Origin of the sequence: Flavobacterium pygoscelis (genome assembly GCF_023162025.1) — a bacterium.
Classification (GTDB): Bacteria; Bacteroidota; Bacteroidia; order Flavobacteriales; family Flavobacteriaceae; genus Flavobacterium; species Flavobacterium pygoscelis.
On record NZ_JALNUB010000004.1, the window covers coordinates 1 to 23,162 of the forward strand.

Below are 23,162 nucleotides of genomic sequence, written 5' to 3' on the forward strand. Positions count from 1 at the left end.
CTTATATATAGGTACAGCGATACTAGAATTTACATCAACACCGTTTTGATACCTATATATAGGTAGGAGTTTCTTCTTTAGCCACAATCAAATGTCAATATAATATCGCGCTAGGATTGCTATTGTTGGCTTATATATAGGTAAAGCAATACTACCATTTATAAAACCGCTGTTTTTTACACCTATATATAGGTAGGTATTTTTTTTATTACCTATATATAGGTGTAGTAATCTTATTGAGCAGGCTCAGATCTAGAATAGTAAATTGTTTGTTACGCCTAACCTTTTCTAAACGTCTGAGAAAAACAAAACCGCGTTAGGGATAGCAGCGTAAAGCCCACAGTCAAGTGAAGTACAACGGAACTTAATGAGGACTTGAAGCGAATAGCCCGACCCATTCTAAAAAAGAGGCTATAACCGAACTCGGATATAGCCTCTTTTTTAGAATGGGAAACGCCAAAAGGAAATCAATGGAATCGAATGGCTTTTACAAACATTATTTGATAATTAAATTATATTAAAATAAAATATGCTTTATGCTTATATTTACACGTATACAATCAAGCATTTAAATTTTATAGTTAAATAAATTTAAAATCCCATCTTAAAAAAACAACACTTTAATATGCAGTAAACAATGAATACACTTATTAAAAATGGGCTTTTGTTTTCAGGTGATCTAAATGAAAAAGCGATACAGCAAGATATATTAATCGATTCTAATGGAAAAATAAAAAAAATTGGATCTAACTATTCAATACCCGAATCAGATATAGAAATCATAGACGCTACCGGAAAATGGATAGTGCCTGGCTTTATTGATTCTCACACGCACTATGATGCCGAGGTTCTTGCATCACCTGGTCTTAAAGAATCCGCTAGACATGGAGTTACGTCCATAATATTGGGAAGTTGCTCTGTGTCGGCAGTATTTAATAACCCAGAGGATACAACCGATTCATTTGCAAGAGTAGAAGCAATTCCTAGAGATATTATGCTTCCATTACTACAGAAGGAAAAAAATTGGAATTCTCCAAAAGAATGGAAAGCATATATAAACAAACTTCCCTTAGGAATAAATGTTGCTTCTTTTATTGGACATTCAGATATACGAATGAAAGCGATGGGCATTAATCGCTCTTTGTCTGAAAAAGAATCAGCTACAGAAGCGGAAAAGTTGGCAATGTTTAATATGTTAAATGACGCGCTTGATGAAGGATTTATAGGATTATCTACTATGGATAATCCTTGGGATAAAATGGATGGTGATCGTTATTGGTCGCATAAAACTCCATCTTTTTACTCGTCTTGGAAAGAAAGAAAAAATTTAATTGATGTGCTTCGAAAACGAGATGCGATTCTTCAAGGTGCTCCCAACCTTGTAACAAGATATAATGCTCTTAATTATATGTTTGCTAGTAGTGGTGTTTTTAGAAAGCCATTAAAAACAACTATGATTGCTATGATGGACTTAATTGGAGATCGTTATATATATCCAATAATTGCTTTAGCCTCTAGCGTTATAAATAAATTTGGGAATGCTAATTTTAGAATGCAATCGCCTCCCTGTCCTTTTACGGTGTATTACGATGGAGTAGATTCAGTTATGTTTGAAGAATTTCCAAGTGGAGAAGCTTTGAGACATCTTGCAAAAGAATTAGACCAAAGAAATGAACTCATAAAAGATCAGCAGTACAGAGAACGATTTAAAAAAGAAATCAAGAAAAAATTTGCTCCAAAAGTTTGGCACAAAGATTTAAGTAAATCCATTATTATTGATTGTCCAGATACTAGTTTAATAGGTAAGAATTTCTACGACTTAGCAAAAGAGCGCAATAGCCACCCAATTGATGTTTTCTTAGACACCATAATTCTTTATGATAAAAAAATACGTTGGACAACAACAATAGCAAATGATCGAAAAGAAAAATACAAAGATCTTTACAATTTCAAATACAATTTAATTAGTTTTTCAGATGCTGGAGCTCATCTAAACAACATGGCTTTTTATAATTTCCCTTTAAAAATGATAAAAAATGTCCAAGAATCAATAGAAGCAGGTAGTCCGATAATGTCAATGGAAAAATGTATTTGGAGACTTACAAAGGAGCAAAGTGATTGGTTTAATTTAGATTGTGGTCATTTAGCCGAAGGAAAAACAGCAGATTTGGTACTATTAAATCCTGAGAATTTTAAAAACATAAATGAAAACGTTGAAATGGAATCTATAAAAGAATTTGGGAACTTTGATAGATTAGTAAATAGAAACGATGGTGTTGTTACAAGAGTATTAGTTGGAGGAAAAACAATTTTTGAAAATGAAAAATTCACAGAAGATTACGGTAAATCAAAAAAATACGGACGATTTTTGGCCAAAATTGACAAGGAAAAAAAACATTAATAGTACTTTTTAAAAAACTAAGTATTAATTACATAGAATGTTAAACATATAAACAAGTATATAATAATTGATGCTTAAAGACTATTTTTCTTACTTATTCATTACTTTTGAATAAAAATGACTTTAAAAACCTTTAGTTAATCGTTATTAAATTTTGAGAAATTGAAATTAATAATTGGCTTAATATTACTAATTAAAATATAAAATGAATCTAGAAGAAAAAATAAAAAAAAGTGAAACAAGAATTTTTAAAGCTGTATTTCCTAACACAACCAATCACTATGATACTATGTTTGGAGGAACTGCAATGCTAATGATGGACGAAATAGCTTTTATAACTGCTACCCGATTTACACGTAAAGTTTGCGTAACAGTTTCTTCGGATAAAATAGATTTTAAAAAACCAATACCAGCTGGAACTATAATTGAACTGATTGGAAAAGTTTCTAAAATTGGAAATACAAGTTTAGATGTAAACGTTGAAATATTTATAGAACAAATGTATTCTGACGTTCGCGAAAAAGCAATATCAGGAAATTTCACTTTTGTAGCACTTGATAAAGATAAAAAACCAACAAAAATCTTATAGGTTGCTTATGTTTAAACAGATTTGTTTTAGAAATTACTAATAAGTCTTTTTGATGATAAAAAAAGCCGATTGTTTACTTAATACAGTAAACAATCGGCTCTTTTTATCATTAATTACATTGAACTAAAATAAAAGTCATTCGGCAAAAATTATAAAGTAATTGTGTCTATTATTTTTGCAACAGGTTGTATCGATTTCGTGTTTTCTATGGTTGGTCCAGCTACCCATACTGTTTTGTAAGTAACTTCTGTAGCGGCTTTTGTGACTGCATTTGAACCCAATAAATACCTAATCATTTTTACCCATTTTTTTAGGGTCTTATTTTTACTTAAAGACTTTTCTAACCACGATTGCTTTGTACCCACTTTTTGCACATAAGGTGTGTTGATAACTGTACATGGTGTTCCCGAAATTTTTTCTGTCAGAACAATATCTTTCGCACCATAATCAACACAAGCTTGTTTGTATTCTTGCGAAACACTTGACTCAAATGAAGCAATAAAAGGACTACCAACAGATACTCCTACTGCTCCATAACCTAACATAGTATCTAAATCGGCTTTGGTACTAACACCTCCAGCCGAAATAACAGGTAATGTAGTTTTCGAGTCTAATTCTTTTATTAATGCTTCTGGTCCAAGATTACCTCTATGACCACCCGCTACATTATTTACTGCGATTAATGCATCTGCACCCAAAGACTCTACTTTTTTAGCAAAAGCAAGATCTGTAACATCACAAAAAACTTTAATTCCAACTTTATGAGCCTCACGAATCGTTTCTTCTGGAGACCCAAGTGACGTAATTATAAAGTCCACTTTCTCTGTACACAAAACAGCTAATTGATCTTTATATTTAATATTTGATTTATTTACAATTAAATTATATCCAAAACTCCCTCCCTGCACTTTTGCCGCTTTAAGTTCTAAAATTGATTCGCGCAGTTCCTCTAAGGTTCTATAATTCAAGGCTGGAATACATCCCGCAACTCCTGAATTCATAGCTTCAATAACCATTTTAGTATTTGAAACGAGAAACATCGGAGCTATTATTAGTGGTTTATTAATATTTAAAAGTGCAGTTAAAGATGGCTTAGTCATAATTATTTATATATTAAAAACAAATATAACCAAATATACTATGCGTGCCTAGTATTTACAACTCAAAAAAAATGTGATAGCGAAAAGGACTTTATAAGACTTTTTTTTAATTGAAATAAAGAATAGAATTAAAAGTAGGAAAATCAATATCTACGTTACTTATGCACTAATTCACTACTATTAATTGGTATTATGAGATAAGGTAATATGAAATATTAAACTTAAAAACAAACTATTAAGAATCAAAGTATTACACAAAAAGCAAATGAGATATTGATTATCATCAAAAAAGCTAGTTTTTAATTTTTCTATTTTATTTTGAAAAAACAATCGTTATTCTTAAATTTTAATTAATTTGCATCAAAATTCAATCTTTTTATAATGATTTCAGTAACCAGACTTTTTGATTTCCCGTATTATCAGCAAGAGAAATATTCTAATATTTCAGATGCGTTGGTAACTAAGCAAAACGGTATTTGGGAGAAAACTTCTACCCAAGAATATATTGACAAAGCAAATAGTGTCTCTAGAGCTTTATTGCGCATGGGCATCAAAAAAGATGATAAAATAGCCATCATTTCTACTAATAATAGAACTGAATGGCACATCATGGATATAGGTGTTTTGCAAACTGCTGCACAAACAGTTCCTATTTATCCTACTATTTCTGAAGAGGATTATGAATACATCTTAAATCATTCAGAAGCAATGTATTGTTTTGTTTCGGATGAAGAAGTACTTAGAAAAATAAATTTGATCAGAGACAAAGTTCCACATTTAAAGGAAGTATATTCTTTCAACACTATCGAAGGATGTAAAAACTGGAAAGAATTATTAACTCTTGGAGAAGATCAAAGCAACCAAGCTGAAGTTGAAGAAAGAAAAAATAATGTAAGTCCAAATGACTTGGCCACAATTATTTACACTTCGGGAACAACTGGAAGACCAAAAGGTGTAATGCTTTCTCATGATAATATTGTTTCAGATGTTCTCAACAGCGCCTCAAGAATACCATTTGAAGCTGGAAATAGTCGGGCTTTAAGTTTCCTTCCTATTTGTCATATTTTTGAAAGAATGATTTTGTATTTATACCAATATTACGGTGTTTCAGTTTATTTTGGAGAAGCCATTGACAAAATAAGTGACAACCTTAAAGAGGTTAAGCCAAATGTAATGACTGCCGTTCCTAGATTACTAGAAAAAGTATATGATAAAATATATGCTAAAGGAACTGAACTTACTGGTATAAAAAAGAGTTTATTCTTTTGGGCTATCGATTTAGGATTGAGATACGAACCTTACGGAGCAAATGGTTCTTGGTATGAATTACAACTTAAAATTGCGCGCAAATTAATTTTCAGTAAATGGAAAGACGGTTTAGGCGGAAACCTAGATTTAATGGTTTCTGGTAGTGCTGCACTGCAAACAAGACTTGCTCGTGTATTTGCTGCTGCAGAAATTCCAGTAATGGAAGGTTACGGCTTAACTGAAACTTCTCCTGTTATTTCTGTAAACGATTTAAGAAACAAAGGATTTAAAGTAGGAACTGTTGGTAAGGTAATCACCAATGTAGAAGTAAAAATTGCCGAAGACGGTGAGATACTTTGCAAAGGACCAAACGTAATGTTAGGGTACTATAAAGATGAAAAATTAACCAGCGAAGCAGTAATAGATGGATATTTTCATACTGGTGATATTGGCGAAATTGACAAAGAAGGTTTTTTAAAAATTACGGATCGTAAAAAAGAAATGTTCAAGACCTCAGGCGGTAAATACATTGCGCCACAAATTATTGAAAACACAATGAAACAATCGCGTTTTATTGATCAGATAATGGTTATTGGAGATGGACAAAAAATGCCAGCTGCATTTATCCAACCTAGTTTTGATTTCGTAAAAGAATGGGCAAATATTCACAAACTGAATATCGGAAGTACTAATGAGGCTATTATTACTAATGAAAAAGTTATTAAACGTATTCAAGAAGAAATCGATCTTTACAATGAAAAATTTGGTCATTGGGAACAAATAAAAAGATTTGAACTTACTCCTGAAATTTGGTCTATAGAAGGTGGAGAACTAACACCAACTTTAAAATTAAAGAGAAAAATTATAATGGATAAATACAAAGATTTATTCGATAAAATATATAGTTAATCAATTCTATTGCTTTTAATTAAACAAAAAACAACTAAACCATACTTTTTCAAAACAAAACTCCTCTAATTTAGAGGAGTTTTTTTATATTTAATAGTTTTTAACAAAAAAATAATTCAATTTATTATGCACGCATAGTATTTTTGATTATATTTGAAATCGGTATATATAAAAATATGAAAGACAAAACGATAGATTATATCCTACGTGCTACATGGCAGGCAGTTTCCAGAATGTATAATGAAGAAGCCTCTAAATACGGTGCTACTATGGCAACAGGATTTGCATTGCTAAGCATCGATAAAGATAAAGGAACTCCATCGACATCTTTAGGTCCTAAAATGGGAATGGAAGCCACAAGCTTGACTAGGACCTTAAAATCTATGGAGGAAAAAGGCTTAATTATTAGAAAAAAAAATCCAGAAGATGGACGTGGCGTTTTAATCTACCTAACTGAATTTGGTAAAGAAAAAAGAGACTTATCAAAAAAAACTGTTCTAAAATTTAATGAAAGTGTCAAGCAAACTATTTCGGAAGAAAAGCTACAACACTTTATAGAAGTAGCAGAAAAAATAAATGAACTGATTCAAGATAAAAATATTTTTAATTATACTGAAAATCCTGAAAAAGAATCGACTAACATAAAATAAATTAACCTAATAGTAAACTAAAAGACATAAAATGATTTTGAAAATCATATTACGTTTGTATTATTAGAAGGTGCCATAAAAACAACAAATATCAATATATGAAACGCACTATTAAAAAAGTCGCAGTAATTGGATCCGGAATAATGGGTTCGGGAATTGCTTGTCATTTTGCAAACATTGGTGTAGAAGTTTTACTTCTAGACATTGTTCCAAGAGAACTAACGGAAGCGGAAGCTAAAAAAGGCCTAACTTTAGAAAGTAAGGTTGTTCGTAATCGCTTAGTGAATGAGCATTTAGCTAATTCATTGAAGTCGAAACCCTCTCCTATTTACAGTCAAAAATTTGCTTCTAGAATTACAACTGGAAACACAACGGATGATATGGCAAAAATTGCTAGTGTCGATTGGATTATAGAAGTTGTTGTAGAGCGTTTAGACATCAAGAAAATGGTGTTTGAGCAAATTGAGAAGTACAGAAAACCAGGCACATTAGTAACTTCAAATACGTCTGGAATTCCTATTCATTTTATGAGCGAAGGAAGAAGTGAAGATTTTCAGAAACACTTCTGCGGAACTCACTTTTTTAATCCAGCACGTTACTTAAAATTATTCGAAATCATTCCTGGACCACAAACCTCTACTGAGGTTTTAGATTTCTTAACAGTATATGGTGAGAAATTCTTAGGAAAAACTTCGGTTGTAGCCAAAGATACTCCAGCATTTATTGGAAATAGAATTGGGATTTACGGAATTCAGAGTTTATTTCATTTGGTAAAAGAAATGGGATTAACCATTGAAGAAGTAGATAAGTTGACAGGTCCAGTTATTGGTCGTCCAAAATCAGCTACTTTCCGAACCGTTGATGTAGTTGGCTTAGATACTTTGGTGCATGTTGCTAATGGTATTTATGAAAATTGTCCAAATGATGAACAACATGAATTGTTTAAACTTCCTGATTTTGTAAACAAAATGATGGAAAATAATTGGCTTGGAAGCAAAACAGGTCAAGGATTTTATAAAAAAGAAGGAAAAGATATTCTTACTTTAGATTTAAACACTTTAGAATATCGTGCGAATAAAAGAGCCTCTTTTACCACTCTTGAGCTAACAAAAACGATTGATAAACCAATTGACCGTTTTAAAGTTTTAGTAAAAGGAAAAGACAAAGCAGGAGAATTCTACAGAAAAAGCTTTTCTGGAATGTTTGCTTATGTATCCAACAGAATACCTGAAATCTCAGATGATCTATACAAAATTGATGACGCGATGAAAGCCGGTTTTGGATGGGAAAATGGTCCATTCGAAATTTGGGACGCTATCGGTGTCGAAAAAGGAATTGAAATCATGAAGGCAGAAGGTCTAGAACCTGCTGCATGGGTAAATGAAATGTTGGCTTCTGGAAATAAAAGTTTCTATTCTATAAAAGAAGGCGCAACTTTTTTCTACAACATTCCAACTAAAGCGCAAACTAAAGTTCCTGGACAAGATTCCTTTATTATTCTGAATAACATTCGCGAAAGCAAAAAAGTTTGGAGCAATAGTGGTGCAATTATTCAAGATTTAGGAGACGGAATTTTAAATTTAGAATTCCAATCGAAAATGAATACTATTGGTGGCGATGTTTTAACAGCGATCAATAAAGCGATTGATTTGTCTGAAAAAGAATATCAAGGATTAGTTATTGGTAATCAAGCAGCAAATTTCTCTGTTGGAGCTAATATCGGAATGATATTTATGATGGCAGTAGAACAAGAATACGATGAATTAAATATGGCAATCAAAATGTTCCAAGACACAATGATGCGCGTACGTTATTCAGGAATTCCTGTTGTTGTTGCACCCCACGGAATGACTTTTGGTGGAGGATGTGAAATGAGTTTGCATGCTGATAAAGTAGTTGCTGCTGCTGAAACCTATATGGGATTAGTTGAATTTGGTGTTGGAGTAATTCCTGGCGGTGGAGGTTCGAAAGAATTGGCATTGCGTGCATCCGATTTATTCCATAAAAATGATGTTGAGTTGAATGTATTACAAGAGTATTTCTTGACCATCGCAATGGCAAAAGTATCTACTTCTGGTTATGAAGCTTTTGACACAGGACTTTTACAACATGGTAAAGATATTATAGTGGTTAACAAAGACCGTCAGATTGCAGAGGCTAAAAAACATGCATTGGTAATGGCTGAAGCGGGTTATACACAACCAATAAAAAGAACGGACGTGAAAGTGTTAGGAAAACAAGCTTTGGGTATGTTCTTGGTAGGAACAGACCAAATGGAAGCTGGAAAATACATTTCTGAACACGATAAAAAAATCGCTAATAAATTAGCCTATGTTATGGCCGGTGGTGATTTATCTGAACCAACATTAGTAACAGAGCAATACTTATTGGATTTAGAACGTGAAGCTTTCTTATCACTTTGTACAGAAAGAAAAACGTTAGAAAGAATTCAGTTTATGTTAACCAAAGGGAAACCTTTAAGAAACTAGTATCAAGTAATAAGAATTAAGTATTAAGAGATGCACCAATTTGAAAAATTAAAAATTTGGCAAAAAGCAATGGATGTAGCGGTTCATGTTTATGAAATTTCTTCGTTGTTACCCAATGATGAAAAATTCAATTTAATTCATCAAATAAAAAAATGTGCGGTATCAATTCCTTCAAATATAGCTGAAGGTTCTGGTAGAAATTCAGACAAAGAATTCATGCATTTTCTAGGAATTGCAAATGGTTCAACTTTTGAATTAATAACTCAATTAATACTTGCTAAAAGACTTAATCTTGTCAATGAAGATTTAATCCAACCAACTATTAATCAATTAGTAGAGGTTTCAAATATGAATTTTTCATTTCAAAGAGCATTAAAAGATAAAATAAACACAAAAATTGGAAAATCTTAATTCTTAATTCTCCAATCTTAATACAATCATTTATGAAAACAGCCTATATAGTAAAAGCATACAGAACTGCCGTTGGTAAAGCACCAAAAGGAGTTTTTAGATTTAAAAGACCTGATGAATTGGCTTCAGAAACCATTCAGTACATGATGAATGAGTTACCTGACTTCGACAAAACTCGTATCGATGATGTTATGGTAGGAAACGCCATGCCTGAAGCAGAACAAGGGTTAAACGTAGCACGATTAATCTCTTTAATGGGATTAAAAGTAGAAGATGTTCCTGGAGTAACTGTGAACAGATATTGTGCTTCTGGGTTAGAAACCATTGGTATGGCAACTGCTAAAATTCAATCTGGAATGGCACATTGTATTATTGCAGGTGGAGCAGAAAGCATGAGTTTTATTCCTATGGGAGGTTACAAACCGACTCCTGATTATGCTGTTGCAAAAGCGGGAAACGAAGATTATTACTGGGGAATGGGACTTACAGCAGAAGCTGTTGCCAATCAGTTTAATGTTTCAAGAGAAGATCAAGATGAATTTGCTTATCATTCTCACATGAAAGCTTTAAAAGCACAAGCAGAAGGAAAATTTGACAAACAAATCGTACCCATCACAATTGAACAAACATTCATTAATGAAAATGGCAAAAAGGAAACTAAATCTTATGTAGTAAACAAAGATGAAGGTCCTAGAGCAGGAACATCTAAAGAGGCTTTAGCGGGATTAAGACCTGTTTTTGCAGCGGATGGAAGTGTAACAGCGGGTAACTCTTCACAAATGAGTGATGGTGCTGCTTTTGTAATGGTAATGAGTGAAGAAATGGTAAAGGAATTAAATTTACAACCAATTGCTCGTTTAGTAAACTTTGCTTCAGCTGGAGTTGAACCAAGAATCATGGGAATGGGGCCTGTAAAAGCTATCCCTAAAGTTTTGAAACAAGCTGGAATGCAGTTAAAAGATATAGATTTAATTGAATTAAACGAAGCATTTGCTTCTCAAGCAATAGCAGTAACACGTGAACTAGGATTAAATCCTGATATCGTAAACGTAAATGGTGGTGCAATTGCACTTGGTCATCCATTAGGTTGTACCGGTGCTAAATTATCGGTTCAATTATTCGACGAGATGAAAAGAAGAGGTAATAAATACGGAATTGTATCCATGTGTGTAGGAACAGGACAAGGTAGTGCTGGGATTTACGAGTTGATGTAATACCAATTTAAACATAAGTAAATTTTAGAAATTAAAGTTAGTTAAAAAATTAGAAAAGAAATAGTTGAAATATAGAACAGGACCTTTTTAAATAAGGATGGTTTTAAATATACATTCTATTTCTAAAATCTTTAAAAAATAAAAAAATGAGCGACAAAACAAGAGGAGGACAATTCCTAGTAAAAGAAACAAAGTGTGAAGATATCTTTACTCCAGAAGATTTCAATGAAGAGCAAATAATGATGCGTGACTCTGTAAAAGAGTTTGTTGATAAAGAATTATGGCCAAATAAAAATCGTTTTGAGAAAAAAGATTATGCTTTTACAGAAGAAAGCATGAAAAAAGCAGGAGACTTAGGTTTCTTAAGCGTAGCTGTACCTGAAGAATATGGTGGAATGGGAATGGGATTTGTAAATACAGTATTAGTTTGTGATTACATTTCTGGCGCTACAGGTTCGTTTTCTACGGCTTTTGGTGCGCATACAGGAATTGGTACTATGCCAATTACCTTATACGGTACAGAAGAGCAAAAACAAAAATATGTACCTAAATTGGCTTCTGGCGAATGGTTTGGTGCTTACTGTTTAACTGAACCTGGAGCAGGATCAGATGCTAATTCAGGAAAAACTAAAGCCGTTTTATCTGAAGACGGAAAATATTATTCGATCACCGGACAAAAAATGTGGATTTCGAATGCTGGATTTTGTTCTGTATTTATAGTTTTTGCACGTATTGGTGATGATAAAAACATTACTGGATTCATTGTTGAAAACACTCCTGATAACGGAATTTCAATGAATGAAGAAGAGCATAAATTAGGTATTCGTGCTTCTTCTACGCGTCAAGTTTTCTTTAATGAAACTAAAGTACCGGTTGAAAACATGCTCTCTGAAAGAGGAAATGGTTTCAAAATAGCGATGAATGCTTTAAATGTTGGTCGTATTAAATTGGCAGCAGCCTGTTTAGATGCTCAAAGAAGAGTAATCACTAGTTCTGTAAAATACGCAAACGAAAGAATTCAATTTAAAACTCCTATATCTCAATTTGGTGCAATTCGCTCAAAAATTGCAGAAATGGCAACGAGTTGTTATGCAGGTGAAAGTGCAACGTATCGTGCAGCTAAAGATATTGAAGATCGTATTACTATTCGTGAACAAGAAGGTTCTACTCATCAAGAGGCAGAATTGAAAGGGGTTGAAGAATTTGCTATTGAATGTTCAATTTTAAAAGTAGCAGTTTCTGAAGATGTTCAAAACTGTGCTGATGAAGGAATTCAAATTTTTGGTGGAATGGGATTCTCTGAAGATACACCAATGGAAAGCGCTTGGAGAGATGCTCGTATTGCTCGTATTTACGAAGGTACAAATGAGATCAACAGAATGCTTTCTGTAGGTATGTTAATCAAAAAAGCGATGAAAGGCCATATTGATTTATTAGGACCGGCTTCTAAAGTACAAGAAGAATTAATGGGTATTCCTTCATTTGAAACTCCAGATTATTCTGAATTGTTTGCTGAAGAAAAAGAAATGATTGGAAAATTGAAACAAGCATTCCTTATGGTAGCAGGTGGAGCAGTTCAAAAATACGGTCCGGATTTAGACTCACACCAACAGCTATTAATGGCAGCTTCTGATATATTAATTGAAATTTATATGGCAGAAAGTACTATTCTTAGAACTGAAAAATTAGCTAAAAAAGAAGGAGAATCAAAAGTTCAAGAGCAAATTGCAATGGCTAAACTTTATCTTTACAAAGCAGTTGATATCGTAACTCAAAAAGGAAAAGAAAGTGTAATTTCATTTGCAGAAGGTGATGAACAACGTATGATGCTTATGGGCTTAAGACGTTTTACAAAATATACTAATATGCCTAATATTGTTGCCTTAAGAGAAACTATTACTTCAAAAGTAGTTGCTGAAAATGCATATTGCTTTTAATAGCAAACAATTATACTAATTCAAAATGCTGAAAAAACCGTCAAGTTATTTATAACAAGACGGTTTTTTTTTATATCAAAGCTAAATATTTATTTAACTCAACTAAACCTTAAAATAATAATTGAATAAATTTCTATTTGTAAAACTTTACCTCAACTCTAAATTTTCAAAATAAAATTTATCAAGAATTTATATCTAATTACTCTTATTAACTACGATTTTAGAAATCTCACCTTCGTAGGAAATAGAACTGCGGTTGTTAGAACTAATCGTAAGTGTTGCATTACCTTCAGAGAAAATAGATAACGATATCCTATAAAAATCTTGATCTCCTTTTACTCTAGCTATTAACTCACATACCTCTTTTACTTTTATTATTGAATATTCTATTGGTTTACCTTCAAAACTTAAGCCCTTGTCTCTACCATATCCTATTCCGCTATATCCTACTCCAAAAAATGGCATTTCGCTAGTAATAAAATCTGGTTTAAATTCGATATAATTGTTGTTGGTGCTTAAATCAATCGATTGGTATCCTTGCGGAAATGCTCTTCTTGCTACAAATTTAAATTCTTTTGAATTTACCAATTGGATTATTTGGCTTACTCTTTCCTGTTTAATATTTTCTTTTTGTTGTTTCCGAGTTGTTATTTGACTAAAACTAAATGCAACGAAAAACAATAAAAATACTGGTGTAATTATTTTTTTATGTATCATAATTTTTACTTTTAAATTAAGTCCATTAAACAAAAAAAAGATACTCGTTAAAGAGTATCTTTTTTAAAATCTATTTTTTTACAAAACGCATCATCTCAACTTCACCCATTATAAAACTTAACGTTTTTCCATCTTCAGAAATAGAATAAGAATCAATTTTTTGAAGTGTAGATAAGTAAACACTTTCACCTTCACCAGGACAATATCTTTTTGTTAAAGCCATATTATCATTTTTAAAATTAATTTTATTTCCAACTACGTCTAATTTGCCTGAAAAACGATTACAACCAGTATTACCAGAGACTAAATCTGTTTTCAAATCAAAATTTACGGTTGGTTTTTCATCAGGATATAAACCTTGAAAAGCAATTTTAGGTCCAGAAATATAATTTAACTCCCATTCTCCTTGAAGCATGGTGGTGTTGGTGTTGTCATTTTTAGCAGAATTACAAGAAACGAATGCCATACATGAGATAGCAAGCAATAGGATTAATTTTTTCATTAGATAGTTTGTTTATTATTATTTTAAAATTGATATAAGGCAAGAACATTGCCAATTTGCTTTTTTATTTATTTATTTTCTTAAATTATCATACCTCTTTGAAAACCATTCGTTAAAAAAAGACTTCTTATTTTGTTTTATTTCTTAATTTCTAAAACTTCCGTGACAATACTCACTGCATAGGAATTTGGCGTGATTTTATTTCCTTTTTCGTTAGAATAGACCTTAGTAAATTCAGCTCCAAAGTATAGTATAATAGCAGAGTAATATACCCAAATCAATATTATTATAACAGAACCTGCTGCTCCATAAACAGTAGCTACAGTAGAACTACCTAAATAAAAACCAATAGCAAACTTTCCAAACATAAAGAAAAACGAAGTAAAACTAGAGCCAATCAATGCATCTTTCCAAGCAATATCGCCGTCTGGTAAGGTTTTAAAAATGATAGCAAATAAAATTGTGGTTGTTGCAAACAAAATTAAAATGTTGAAAATATAAAATATATAGACAGCAGTATCCGGAAAGTAGATCACTAACCTTGCATTCATAACATCCATCACCGTATTGACCATTAAACTCACCATCAATAAAAAACCTACTGAAGCAATCATAGAAAAAGACATCAATCTGTTTTTAACAAATTTCATAATGCCTTTATTAGGTTTGGCTTTTAATCCCCAGATATAATTAATAGAACTCTGTATTTCAGCAAAAACTCCAGAAGCTCCTATTAATAACATAATTCCACCAAATATTGCAGCAAAAGTATTGCTATCTGATAATTCTATGTTCTTTATAGTTTCCTGAATTTGAATAGCTGCTTTGTTACCAACCATACCGTTAATTTGACTGAAAAAACGTCCCGTAACTGCATCTCTACCAAAGAAAAAACTAAAAATAGATAATATAATAATCATTAAAGGAGGTAATGAAAATATAGTATAATAGGAAAGCGATGCACTTAGTTTTATGCCATTGTCTTTATCAAATTCTTGATAGGTTTGTTTTAATAAACCCCAAGTAGTTTTAAATACCTTCTTACTTTTCATACATATATGTTTCTATTCTACAAATTCAAAATTACAAAAACCGCAGCTAGCAATTTGAAATATAATTTACATAATTCCTAACAATTACTAGCCTTAAATACCAATGATAATGTAAAGATTAAGTTAATTTTAAATGATTTAATCCCTACTAAAAAATTTATGTATAAATTTATGTGAAATATTTAAAGACAACTTTAAGAATAAATACACTACTTATGGAAAATAGCAATACAAGAAGAAATTTTTTAAAACAAACAGCCATTTTATCAACAGGAACTATAATTGGATCCAGTTTATTTAATACTGCTTTTGCTTCCGAAAAGAATACAAATTCAGAGAAACACATTTTAGAGGCAGCAATTGTAAATGCCGAAGATATTTATACGCTTCCTAAATTAGCATACTCATATGATGCTTTAGAACCTCATATAGATGTTACGACTATGGAAATTCACCACAAGAAACACCATCAGGGATATGTCACCAATTTGAATAAAGCAATTGAATCATTAAATAAAAATCTAATTGAACAATCAAAAACTTTAGAAAATATTTTTGAAAAAATATCAAAATTTCCTGATTCAGTAAGGAATAATGCTGGAGGACATTACAACCACAGTTTATTTTGGACATTAATGAAACCAAACGGTGGTGGAAATCCTAAAGGAAAGCTAGCCGAAGCTATAAATAATGACTTTGGTTCTTTTGAGGAATTTAAAAAACAATTTAGTGATGCCTCGATGAAGCGATTTGGTTCCGGTTGGGCTTGGTTAGTTGTTCAAGACGGAAAATTAGTAATTGGTTCTACTGCCAACCAAGATAATCCTTTGATGAGATTGCGCGGTAAAGGATTAAAAGGGAAACCTGTTTTGGCTTTAGATGTTTGGGAACATGCCTATTATTTAAAAAATCAAAACCGTAGAGCAGATTATGTTACTTCATTTTGGAATGTAGTAAACTGGGACGCTGCTGAAAATTTATTCAATTCTTAAATTATATTTTTGAGGCTCTAAATTACAAGAATACTTTAGAGCCTTATTTTAAAAAAGAGTTGAAAAAATTATGAATTCATTGGTTTTACAAGATTATTTCTATGTTAAACTAAACTATAAAAAGTTACAGTGGGGCTAAAAATGTATAGCTTTGCATCACCAAATTAAAATAATGATAAACCCTTCGGCATCTGGTTGGATAGATAAGTTTTTTGTTAAGCAAAAATTCTCAGAAGAAACCATTTCTAAAAACACGGATATTTTTTATACTAATGTAAGAAACACCGGATTTATATACGGCCATATAATTTCTTTTCATACTGTAGAGCCTATTGAAACCAAAGGTTGGTTTAAAGATGAAATCTCTAAAGTAGCATTACTAAACACCTTATACGGTGTTTTTTGCATAAACAATACCGATATAAGTCCTATAAAGTTCATTGATAAAACAGTTCGTTTTTATAATGAAATGCATCCGCAAGGTTTTAATCTATTTCAAAAAATTCTTCCTAAGAGCTCTCCTTCTCTAACTTTAGAAAAAATCATTGATGAGCGAGTTCAAACTAATGATAGCATTATCAGTAAAAACTTTTCTCATCTGGTAACAAATGCCTTATTATTTATTGATGTACTAGCTTTTAGACAATATCTAATTCACGGAGAAATACCCGATAAATACCTTAAAAAAATTGAGGAAACAATTGTAAATATTGTTACAATAGCATTAAAGGTAAAATCCAAAAAGTCTCAATATGATGACTTATTAATTAAACTATTTGAAGCCTCAATACGGTATACAAAATTTTCAAAGGTTTCTGTTGAAAGTTTAGAAACACTACAGCTAAACTATTTTACAACCGATTTAGAAAAATATTATTTGATAGACATGGCTGGTATGGCATTATGGAGTGATGCAAAGATTGAAAATGACGAAATGTATTTTTTACATACTTTGGGTAAAATTCTGTCAATACCAGATAAATTTGTAGAGGAGAGTGTTGCTAATACCCATGACTTTATTTTTAACCATAAAAAGGAAATTCCTTATTTCAATTATTCCAATCCTGTAAAGCACTTCTATGATCAAACTACTCAAAGCGTAGTTACCTTAATTAGTAGAAATAAAAATAGGCTGATAAAGGAAATTATGCAAAGCAAAGAATTGGTTGTTTTGTTATCTTACTCTACACGCAGAGATTTAGACGAAAAAGAGAAAAAAAAGGTAAAAAAGCAATTATTAGAAATTTGTAAAACAGTTCCCTCATTAGCCATCTTTTTATTGCCTGGAGGTACTTTATTATTACCTATTTTGATCAAATTCATCCCGCAATTACTACCTTCTGCATTTAATGAAAATCTAGAAGATCAATAATTATTTATCCATGCAAAATGATTTTCTCGAATCGTTTCTTTATTATTTGTAATATATTCTAAAAAAGATTTTGCTACAGGACTCATTTTCTTTCCTTTTAACCAAATCAGTCTCCAAGATGTAATAATTGGTAATCCATTGGCTGGAAGCAGGATCAAACTACCATTATCTAACTCATTTTTAAGACCAATTACTGGCATGATAGAAATCCCTATTCCGGCAATAACAGCTTGCTTTACTGCTTCGTTAGATGTTAGAGTAATTTTCATTTTGGGCTCTATTTTTTGTTTAATAATATACTCTTCCATTGCAATTCGCGTTGCCGATCCTAATTCTCTAGAAAGAAGTGGTGCACTAGAAAATAAAGTAAGGAAATTTTTCTTTGTAACCTGAATTACGTTTGAATTTCCAACCAAATGAAGTTTATTTTCAATTAAAACTTCCGACTCTATATCTAAATCTTTTGGTAAAACAGAAACTAAAGCAAAATCTATTTCATTATTTTTTAATGCTTTTACGACTTTCACTTTGTTATTTACGTCCATTTCCAATTCTATTTCATTGTGTAATTTTAAAAAATCACTCAAATAATAAGGAATTACATATTTTCCGGTAGAAACGACCGAAAGTTTTAATCTACCCGAAAGTTTACCTTTAAAGGCTACTGTTTTATAATTTATAGCGTGAACTTCATTAAGAATATTTTCTGCAGCAATAGCAATTTCTTTTCCGAAATCAGTTACATACAAACGCTTTTTAATTATTTCTGTCAATGGTATTTCAAACTGATCTTGAAAATTTCTTAACTGAATAGAAACGGCAGGTTGTGTCAAAAACAATTCTTCAGCCGCTCTAGTAACACTTAAAGTCTGAGTCACTTTTAAAAAAACCTGAAGCTGATGCAAAGTATAGTTCATAAATTTATTTTATGTATTTCATTACAAATATAAATAAAAATATATGAATTAAAAATTCGAATTTTGTCCCATCAAATTGTAAAACACAAAACAACATGACACGAATTACAGTAGCAAAAGGAGACGGAATTGGACCAGAAATCATGAATGCCACTTTAGAAATTATTAAGGCTGCAGGAGCGCAAATTGAAATCGATGAGATTGAAGTTGGTGAAAAAGTTTATTTATCGGGGAACACATCAGGTATTGCGTCTGAATCTTGGGACATCATTAGAAGAAATAAAATCTTTCTAAAAGCACCCATTACCACTCCACAAGGTGGTGGTTACAAAAGTTTAAATGTAACCACAAGAAAATTTCTAGGTTTGTATTCGAATGTAAGACCTTGTATGAGCTTACACCCTTTTGTAGAAACGAAACATCCAAAAATGGATATTGTAATAATTCGGGAGAATGAAGAGGATTTATATGCTGGTATCGAACATCAACAAACCGACGAAGTAATTCAATGTCTAAAATTGATAAGTAGACCTGGTTGTGAAAAAATTGTTCGCTATGCTTTTGAATATGCAAAAGTATATGGAAGAAAAAAAGTGACCTGCTTTACCAAAGACAATATTATGAAGCAAACAGATGGATTGTTTCACCAAGTTTTTGACGAAATAGCACTCGAGTATCCTGAAATTGAAAACGAACACTGGATTATTGATATAGGTGCTGCAAAAATGGCCGATACACCAGAAATTTTTGATGTAATAGTTACTTTAAATCTTTATGGTGATGTTTTATCAGATATTGCTGCTCAAATTGCAGGTTCGGTAGGTCTTGCAGGATCAGCAAATATTGGTGAAGAATGTGCGATGTTTGAGGCCATTCACGGATCGGCACCACGTAGAGCGGGTCAAAATATGGCCAATCCTTCAGGTTTACTAGAAGGAGCTGTCATGATGCTAAATCATATCGGACAAACCGAAATTGCTGAAAAAGTTCAAAACGCTTGGCTTAAAACGATAGAAGATGGTATTCATACTTATGATATTTTTAAAGAAGGAATTAGTAAACAAAAAGTAGGAACCAAAGAGTTTGCGCAAGCAGTTATCACTAATTTAGGAAATAAACCTAGCATTTTAAAAGAAGTTTCCTTTTCTAAAGATGCTGTTCTAAACCTACCAAAATATGTAAAAAAACCAAGCGCTAAAAAAGAATTAGTTGGAGTTGACTTATTTGTAGACTGGAAAGGTACAGATCCTGATGAAATTGCAGAAAAAATGAAAAGGATTATCCTTGAAAATATAAATCTCACGATGATTACTAATCGTGGTATAAAAGTTTGGCCAGAAGGCTTTAAAGAAACATTCTGCACAGATCACTGGCGTTGTCGCTTTAAGCCAACAAATGGTAGCTTAATGACCAAAGGACAAATTATAGCTCTTTTATCAAATGCACAATTATCAAAAATAGATGTTATTAAAACAGAAAATCTTTATGAATTTGATGGAAAAGCAGGATATTCTTTAGGTCAAGGACAATAATTAATAAAAACAAAAACTATGAACATACAACTTCTTGAAGGCGAATTTAATACAAATGAAGCTTTAGAATTAATTACTAAAATGATTGCTGTAAAAATAAAATTTCATGAGGGAAAAATATGCAATTCCCATCAAGAAGAAGATATTAAAAGCAGAGAAAATAAAATAAAAAAACTTCAAAATTCAATACACGATATCAGACTTAATTTGAGTAAAAATGCAACAAGTGTACATCTTGAATCATCTATACAAATTAAATAGTTGTCTATTTTTATATCAAACTTCCTAAATAATAATGTATGGATAATCAAAGAGATTTTAAATTAATTGAAGGTCGTTTTACAACTGAAGAAGCCAGTGATCTCTTAGGAGCGCTTTTTAATTATAAAATTGACTACCACTGCAGACAAGATTTCAGCAATCATATTCGGTTTAATCAAGACATTGGTTATTCTAAAAATAGAATTGTAGAATTAATTAAATCAAAAGAAGCAATTGAGCAAATCATAGAGAACTCAAAAGCAAATAATGAAAATCTAATTATCCAAGGTACCATTTCAATTCGTACGGAAAAATAATATGTATAAAGGAAGATCAATTTTTATTGCAACCAAACATAAAAAAGAAACAGTTATTGCCCCACTTTTAGAAAGTAAACTTGGGGCGTACTGTTACACCTCTGATTTCTTGGATACAGATATATTAGGTACTTTTTCTGGAGAAATTTCTAGGAAAGAAGATGCACTGTCAACATTAAGAAACAAATGCATTTTAGGTCACAAGCTCACCAATTGTGATTTAGTAGTTGCTAGTGAAGGTTCTTTTGGAGCTCATCCTACTCTGTTTTTTGCAGCTGCTGATGAAGAGCTAGTAATGCTGAAAGATTTTAAAAATGATCTTGAGATTGTGGGAAGAGAACTAACTCTAGAGACTAATATGGATAGTGAAATTATACTAACACAAGCTAATCTAATTGATTTCGCAAAAAAAATAAATTTTCCATCGCATGGAATTATTCTAAAATTAGAAGAAAATAATAGTACAAAAATTAGAAAGGAATTTAAAGATATAGAAGACTTACTGCTGTTGTATAACACTTTAAAAAATCAGAATGGAAATATAACTGCTGAAACGGATATGCGAGCACTTTACAATCCGACTCGTATGAAGGCTATTAAAAAAGCAACTGAAAATCTTATAGCGAAAATTAAAAATGAATGTCCAAGATGTAAAACACCTGGTTTTGATATTATTTCAGCCAAACCAGGTTTACCTTGTGAAAGCTGCTCTTTTCCTACACGCTCCACTTTGAGTTATACTTATCAATGTAAAAAATGCGCCTATACGCATGAAAAAAAATTTCCTCGCGGTATTGAAAAGGAAGATCCAACCTATTGTGACAATTGTAATCCTTAATAAAATGATGATTGAAATATCTACAGATATAAACAAAGCCAAAAAAATTCTTGAAAACAATGAATTAGTAGCTATTCCTACGGAGACAGTCTATGGTTTAGCAGGCAATATTTACAGCGAAACTGCAATAAAAAAAATATTTGAGACCAAAAAAAGACCCTTCTATAATCCTTTAATAGTGCACATTCACAATAAAAAGCTAATAGATGAAATAGCGATAAATATACCAGAAAAAGCAAGAATATTAGCGGATGCATTCTGGCCGGGATCACTAACCTTACTTTTAGAAAAGAATAATAAAATACCGGATATTGTTACTGCAGGTAGAAATTCAGTTGCTGTTCGAGTACCTAATCATCCTTTGACTTTGGAATTATTAAAAGTATTAAATTTTCCTTTGGCTGCACCTAGTGCAAACCCATTTGGATCTATAAGTCCCACCAGAGCTCAGCATGTAGCCGATTATTTTTCAAATGATATTGCCATGGTTTTAGAGGGTGGCAATTGTGAAAACGGTATAGAATCTACCATTATAGGTTTTAAAAACGATGAACCTATTATGTATCGTTTAGGATCCATAAGTATTGAGGAAATCGAAGTACTAGTTGGACCGCTTAAAGTAAAAAACCACAGTGAAAAGTTACCAGAATCACCAGGAATGTTATCTCGGCATTATGCTCCAAAAACAAAAACTATTTTAGTTGAAGATATAGAAAAAGAGCTATCCTTACATACTGACAAAAGAATTGGAGTTATCGTTTTTAAAACTATAATAGATAAAACAAACATTAATTATACTGAAATTCTTTCAGAAAAGGGAGATTTAAAACAAGCAATGTCCAATTTATATGCAGCAATGCATAGACTTGATAAATTAAAATTAGATTTAATAATTGCACAAAAATTTCCGGAAGAAGGTTTGGGAAAATCTATAAACGATCGTTTAGAACGTGCAACAAAAGAATAGTATGTGCAGACTTTACACGCTTCTTCTAATAAAAAAAATCACCCGAAGGCGATTTTTTATTACTTATAAATTTAGCAATTGATACACATCATCAAGCTCTTCATTTGAGCCAATATTAACTTTTAAATCTGTTACAAAACCTGAATTCAATCCATAAACCCAACCATGAATAGTTAAATCTCGGCCATTTTTCCATGCCCCTTGTACAATTGAAGTCTTAGCTAGGTTGTAAACTTGTTCTTTAGTATTGACCTCAACAAAAGTATTAAAACGTTCCGTTTCGTCTTCAATGGAATTTAAATATTTGTCATGCAAACGATATTCATCTTTGATATGACGAAGCCAGTTATCAATAATACCTACTGAATCATTACCCATTGCAGCTTTTACACCTCCACATCCATAATGTCCACAAACAATGACATGCTTTACTTTCAAAACATTTACTGCATAATCCAGTACACTTAGCATATTCATATCGGAATGCACCACCATATTAGCAATGTTCCTATGAACAAAAACCTCTCCGGGTTTAGCTCCAATAATCTCATTGGCTGGAACACGACTATCGGAACATCCAATCCATAACAAGGGTGGTGTTTGACCTTTTGCTAAATCTTTAAAAAAGTTTGGGTCTTTTAATAAGCTATTTTCTACCCACTTTTTATTATTCTCTAATATTTTCTTATAAAAATCACTCATCTTTCTATTTGTTTTTTAATTTAAATTTGGCACAGAACTTCAAAA

21 protein-coding genes are annotated in these 23,162 nt (G+C 31.7%); 15 read left to right on the plus strand and 6 right to left on the minus strand.

Going from position 1 to position 23,162, the window contains the following annotated elements; translation table 11 throughout:
- The first annotated feature begins 637 nt into the window (after nucleotides 1–637).
- Together MW871_RS06725 and MW871_RS06730 are read left to right on the plus strand one after the other, a co-directional pair.
- Nucleotides 638–2,401, plus strand: a complete 1,764-nt coding sequence (locus tag MW871_RS06725; RefSeq protein ID WP_248428032.1) for an N-acyl-D-amino-acid deacylase family protein — start codon at nucleotides 638–640, stop codon at nucleotides 2,399–2,401.
- A 205-nt stretch (nucleotides 2,402–2,606) separates the two neighbouring features.
- On the plus strand, nucleotides 2,607–2,990 hold the full coding sequence (locus MW871_RS06730; RefSeq protein WP_188049896.1) for an acyl-CoA thioesterase: 384 nt from the start codon (nucleotides 2,607–2,609) through the stop codon (nucleotides 2,988–2,990).
- A 149-nt stretch (nucleotides 2,991–3,139) separates the two neighbouring features.
- Here MW871_RS06730 and MW871_RS06735 read toward each other — a convergent pair whose 3' ends face one another.
- Nucleotides 3,140–4,090, minus strand: a complete 951-nt coding sequence (locus tag MW871_RS06735; protein WP_248428033.1) for an NAD(P)H-dependent flavin oxidoreductase — start codon at nucleotides 4,088–4,090, stop codon at nucleotides 3,140–3,142.
- Between the two features lie 381 nt (nucleotides 4,091–4,471).
- Between MW871_RS06735 and MW871_RS06740 the strand changes: the two genes are divergently transcribed.
- From MW871_RS06740 to MW871_RS06765, 6 genes are all read left to right on the plus strand, one after another.
- Nucleotides 4,472–6,247 carry an AMP-dependent synthetase/ligase gene (locus tag MW871_RS06740; RefSeq protein WP_248428034.1) on the plus strand — a complete coding sequence of 592 codons (1,776 nt, stop codon included), beginning with the start codon at nucleotides 4,472–4,474 and terminating at the stop codon, nucleotides 6,245–6,247.
- Between the two features lie 176 nt (nucleotides 6,248–6,423).
- On the plus strand, nucleotides 6,424–6,897 hold the full coding sequence (locus MW871_RS06745) for a MarR family winged helix-turn-helix transcriptional regulator (protein ID WP_188049893.1): 474 nt from the start codon (nucleotides 6,424–6,426) through the stop codon (nucleotides 6,895–6,897).
- 98 nt (nucleotides 6,898–6,995) lie between these two features.
- Nucleotides 6,996–9,386 carry a 3-hydroxyacyl-CoA dehydrogenase/enoyl-CoA hydratase family protein gene (locus MW871_RS06750; protein ID WP_188049892.1) on the plus strand — a complete coding sequence of 797 codons (2,391 nt, stop codon included), beginning with the start codon at nucleotides 6,996–6,998 and terminating at the stop codon, nucleotides 9,384–9,386.
- A 30-nt stretch (nucleotides 9,387–9,416) separates the two neighbouring features.
- The gene (locus MW871_RS06755; RefSeq protein ID WP_210643850.1) at nucleotides 9,417–9,797 is read left to right on the plus strand and encodes a four helix bundle protein; all 381 of its coding nucleotides are present in this window, start codon (nucleotides 9,417–9,419) and stop codon (nucleotides 9,795–9,797) included.
- Nucleotides 9,798–9,829: 32 nt separating this feature from the next.
- Complete coding sequence (locus MW871_RS06760) at nucleotides 9,830–11,011, plus strand: acetyl-CoA C-acyltransferase (RefSeq protein ID WP_248428035.1); 1,182 nt, start codon at nucleotides 9,830–9,832, stop codon at nucleotides 11,009–11,011.
- 146 nt (nucleotides 11,012–11,157) lie between these two features.
- Complete coding sequence (locus MW871_RS06765) at nucleotides 11,158–12,948, plus strand: acyl-CoA dehydrogenase family protein (RefSeq protein ID WP_188049889.1); 1,791 nt, start codon at nucleotides 11,158–11,160, stop codon at nucleotides 12,946–12,948.
- Nucleotides 12,949–13,143: 195 nt separating this feature from the next.
- Here MW871_RS06765 and MW871_RS06770 read toward each other — a convergent pair whose 3' ends face one another.
- The 3 genes from MW871_RS06770 to MW871_RS06780 form a co-directional block, all read right to left on the minus strand.
- The gene (locus tag MW871_RS06770) at nucleotides 13,144–13,665 is read right to left on the minus strand and encodes a DUF4251 domain-containing protein (protein WP_188049888.1); all 522 of its coding nucleotides are present in this window, start codon (nucleotides 13,663–13,665) and stop codon (nucleotides 13,144–13,146) included.
- Nucleotides 13,666–13,735: 70 nt separating this feature from the next.
- Entirely contained in the window at nucleotides 13,736–14,167 is a 432-nt protein-coding gene (locus MW871_RS06775) for an META domain-containing protein (protein ID WP_188049887.1), read from the minus strand.
- Nucleotides 14,168–14,304: 137 nt separating this feature from the next.
- Complete coding sequence (locus MW871_RS06780; RefSeq protein ID WP_188049886.1) at nucleotides 14,305–15,219, minus strand: YihY/virulence factor BrkB family protein; 915 nt, start codon at nucleotides 15,217–15,219, stop codon at nucleotides 14,305–14,307.
- Nucleotides 15,220–15,596: 377 nt separating this feature from the next.
- Here MW871_RS06780 and MW871_RS06785 point away from each other — a divergent pair, with 377 nt between their 5' ends.
- Both MW871_RS06785 and MW871_RS06790 read left to right on the plus strand, forming a co-directional pair.
- Nucleotides 15,597–16,211: a superoxide dismutase gene (locus MW871_RS06785; RefSeq protein WP_248428284.1), complete on the plus strand. Its 615-nt coding sequence runs from the start codon at nucleotides 15,597–15,599 to the stop codon at nucleotides 16,209–16,211.
- Between the two features lie 172 nt (nucleotides 16,212–16,383).
- Nucleotides 16,384–17,583 carry an LETM1-related biofilm-associated protein gene (locus MW871_RS06790; protein WP_248428036.1) on the plus strand — a complete coding sequence of 400 codons (1,200 nt, stop codon included), beginning with the start codon at nucleotides 16,384–16,386 and terminating at the stop codon, nucleotides 17,581–17,583.
- Here the strand turns inward: MW871_RS06790 and MW871_RS06795 are convergent.
- Entirely contained in the window at nucleotides 17,577–18,500 is a 924-nt protein-coding gene (locus MW871_RS06795) for a LysR family transcriptional regulator (RefSeq protein ID WP_248428037.1), read from the minus strand. The genes MW871_RS06790 and MW871_RS06795 overlap by 7 nt on opposite strands.
- Before the next feature lie 95 nt (nucleotides 18,501–18,595).
- On the opposite strand from MW871_RS06795, the gene MW871_RS06800 reads away from it, so the two are divergent.
- The 5 genes from MW871_RS06800 to MW871_RS06820 are packed head-to-tail and all read left to right on the plus strand — an operon-like array spanning nucleotide 18,596 to nucleotide 22,415.
- Complete coding sequence (locus tag MW871_RS06800) at nucleotides 18,596–20,032, plus strand: NADP-dependent isocitrate dehydrogenase (protein WP_188049882.1); 1,437 nt, start codon at nucleotides 18,596–18,598, stop codon at nucleotides 20,030–20,032.
- A gap of 18 nt (nucleotides 20,033–20,050) precedes the next feature.
- Nucleotides 20,051–20,293, plus strand: a complete 243-nt coding sequence (locus MW871_RS06805) for a hypothetical protein (protein ID WP_248428038.1) — start codon at nucleotides 20,051–20,053, stop codon at nucleotides 20,291–20,293.
- 38 nt (nucleotides 20,294–20,331) lie between these two features.
- A complete protein-coding gene (locus tag MW871_RS06810; RefSeq protein WP_188049880.1) occupies nucleotides 20,332–20,610 on the plus strand; it encodes a hypothetical protein in 279 nt (92 codons plus the stop codon).
- A 1-nt stretch (nucleotide 20,611) separates the two neighbouring features.
- Nucleotides 20,612–21,448, plus strand: coding sequence for a DUF6671 family protein (locus MW871_RS06815; protein WP_248428039.1), 837 nt, complete (start codon nucleotides 20,612–20,614; stop codon nucleotides 21,446–21,448).
- A gap of 7 nt (nucleotides 21,449–21,455) precedes the next feature.
- Nucleotides 21,456–22,415, plus strand: a complete 960-nt coding sequence (locus tag MW871_RS06820; RefSeq protein ID WP_248428285.1) for an L-threonylcarbamoyladenylate synthase — start codon at nucleotides 21,456–21,458, stop codon at nucleotides 22,413–22,415.
- A 63-nt stretch (nucleotides 22,416–22,478) separates the two neighbouring features.
- Here MW871_RS06820 and can read toward each other — a convergent pair whose 3' ends face one another.
- On the minus strand, nucleotides 22,479–23,117 hold the full coding sequence (gene can, locus MW871_RS06825; protein WP_188049878.1) for a carbonate dehydratase: 639 nt from the start codon (nucleotides 23,115–23,117) through the stop codon (nucleotides 22,479–22,481).
- Between the last annotated feature and the right edge of the window lie 45 nt (nucleotides 23,118–23,162).

Excerpts from the sequence above, each read along its gene's own strand:
- MW871_RS06795 (WP_248428037.1), bottom strand. The coding sequence starts at position 18,500 with ATGAACTATACTTTGCATCAGCTTCAGGTTTTTTTAAAAGTGACTCAG.
- MW871_RS06760 (WP_248428035.1), top strand. The coding sequence starts at position 9,830 with ATGAAAACAGCCTATATAGTAAAAGCATACAGAACTGCCGTTGGTAAA.
- MW871_RS06735 (WP_248428033.1), bottom strand. The coding sequence starts at position 4,090 with ATGACTAAGCCATCTTTAACTGCACTTTTAAATATTAATAAACCACTA.
- MW871_RS06770 (WP_188049888.1), bottom strand. The coding sequence starts at position 13,665 with ATGATACATAAAAAAATAATTACACCAGTATTTTTATTGTTTTTCGTT.
- MW871_RS06820 (WP_248428285.1), top strand. The coding sequence starts at position 21,456 with ATGATTGAAATATCTACAGATATAAACAAAGCCAAAAAAATTCTTGAA.
- MW871_RS06815 (WP_248428039.1), top strand. The coding sequence starts at position 20,612 with ATGTATAAAGGAAGATCAATTTTTATTGCAACCAAACATAAAAAAGAA.
- MW871_RS06775 (WP_188049887.1), bottom strand. The coding sequence starts at position 14,167 with ATGAAAAAATTAATCCTATTGCTTGCTATCTCATGTATGGCATTCGTT.
- MW871_RS06725 (WP_248428032.1), top strand. The coding sequence starts at position 638 with ATGAATACACTTATTAAAAATGGGCTTTTGTTTTCAGGTGATCTAAAT.
- MW871_RS06800 (WP_188049882.1), top strand. The coding sequence starts at position 18,596 with ATGACACGAATTACAGTAGCAAAAGGAGACGGAATTGGACCAGAAATC.
- MW871_RS06740 (WP_248428034.1), top strand. The coding sequence starts at position 4,472 with ATGATTTCAGTAACCAGACTTTTTGATTTCCCGTATTATCAGCAAGAG.
- can (WP_188049878.1), bottom strand. The coding sequence starts at position 23,117 with ATGAGTGATTTTTATAAGAAAATATTAGAGAATAATAAAAAGTGGGTA.
- MW871_RS06755 (WP_210643850.1), top strand. The coding sequence starts at position 9,417 with ATGCACCAATTTGAAAAATTAAAAATTTGGCAAAAAGCAATGGATGTA.
- MW871_RS06780 (WP_188049886.1), bottom strand. The coding sequence starts at position 15,219 with ATGAAAAGTAAGAAGGTATTTAAAACTACTTGGGGTTTATTAAAACAA.
- MW871_RS06810 (WP_188049880.1), top strand. The coding sequence starts at position 20,332 with ATGGATAATCAAAGAGATTTTAAATTAATTGAAGGTCGTTTTACAACT.
- MW871_RS06805 (WP_248428038.1), top strand. The coding sequence starts at position 20,051 with ATGAACATACAACTTCTTGAAGGCGAATTTAATACAAATGAAGCTTTA.
- MW871_RS06790 (WP_248428036.1), top strand. The coding sequence starts at position 16,384 with ATGATAAACCCTTCGGCATCTGGTTGGATAGATAAGTTTTTTGTTAAG.
- MW871_RS06730 (WP_188049896.1), top strand. The coding sequence starts at position 2,607 with ATGAATCTAGAAGAAAAAATAAAAAAAAGTGAAACAAGAATTTTTAAA.
- MW871_RS06745 (WP_188049893.1), top strand. The coding sequence starts at position 6,424 with ATGAAAGACAAAACGATAGATTATATCCTACGTGCTACATGGCAGGCA.
- MW871_RS06765 (WP_188049889.1), top strand. The coding sequence starts at position 11,158 with ATGAGCGACAAAACAAGAGGAGGACAATTCCTAGTAAAAGAAACAAAG.
- MW871_RS06750 (WP_188049892.1), top strand. The coding sequence starts at position 6,996 with ATGAAACGCACTATTAAAAAAGTCGCAGTAATTGGATCCGGAATAATG.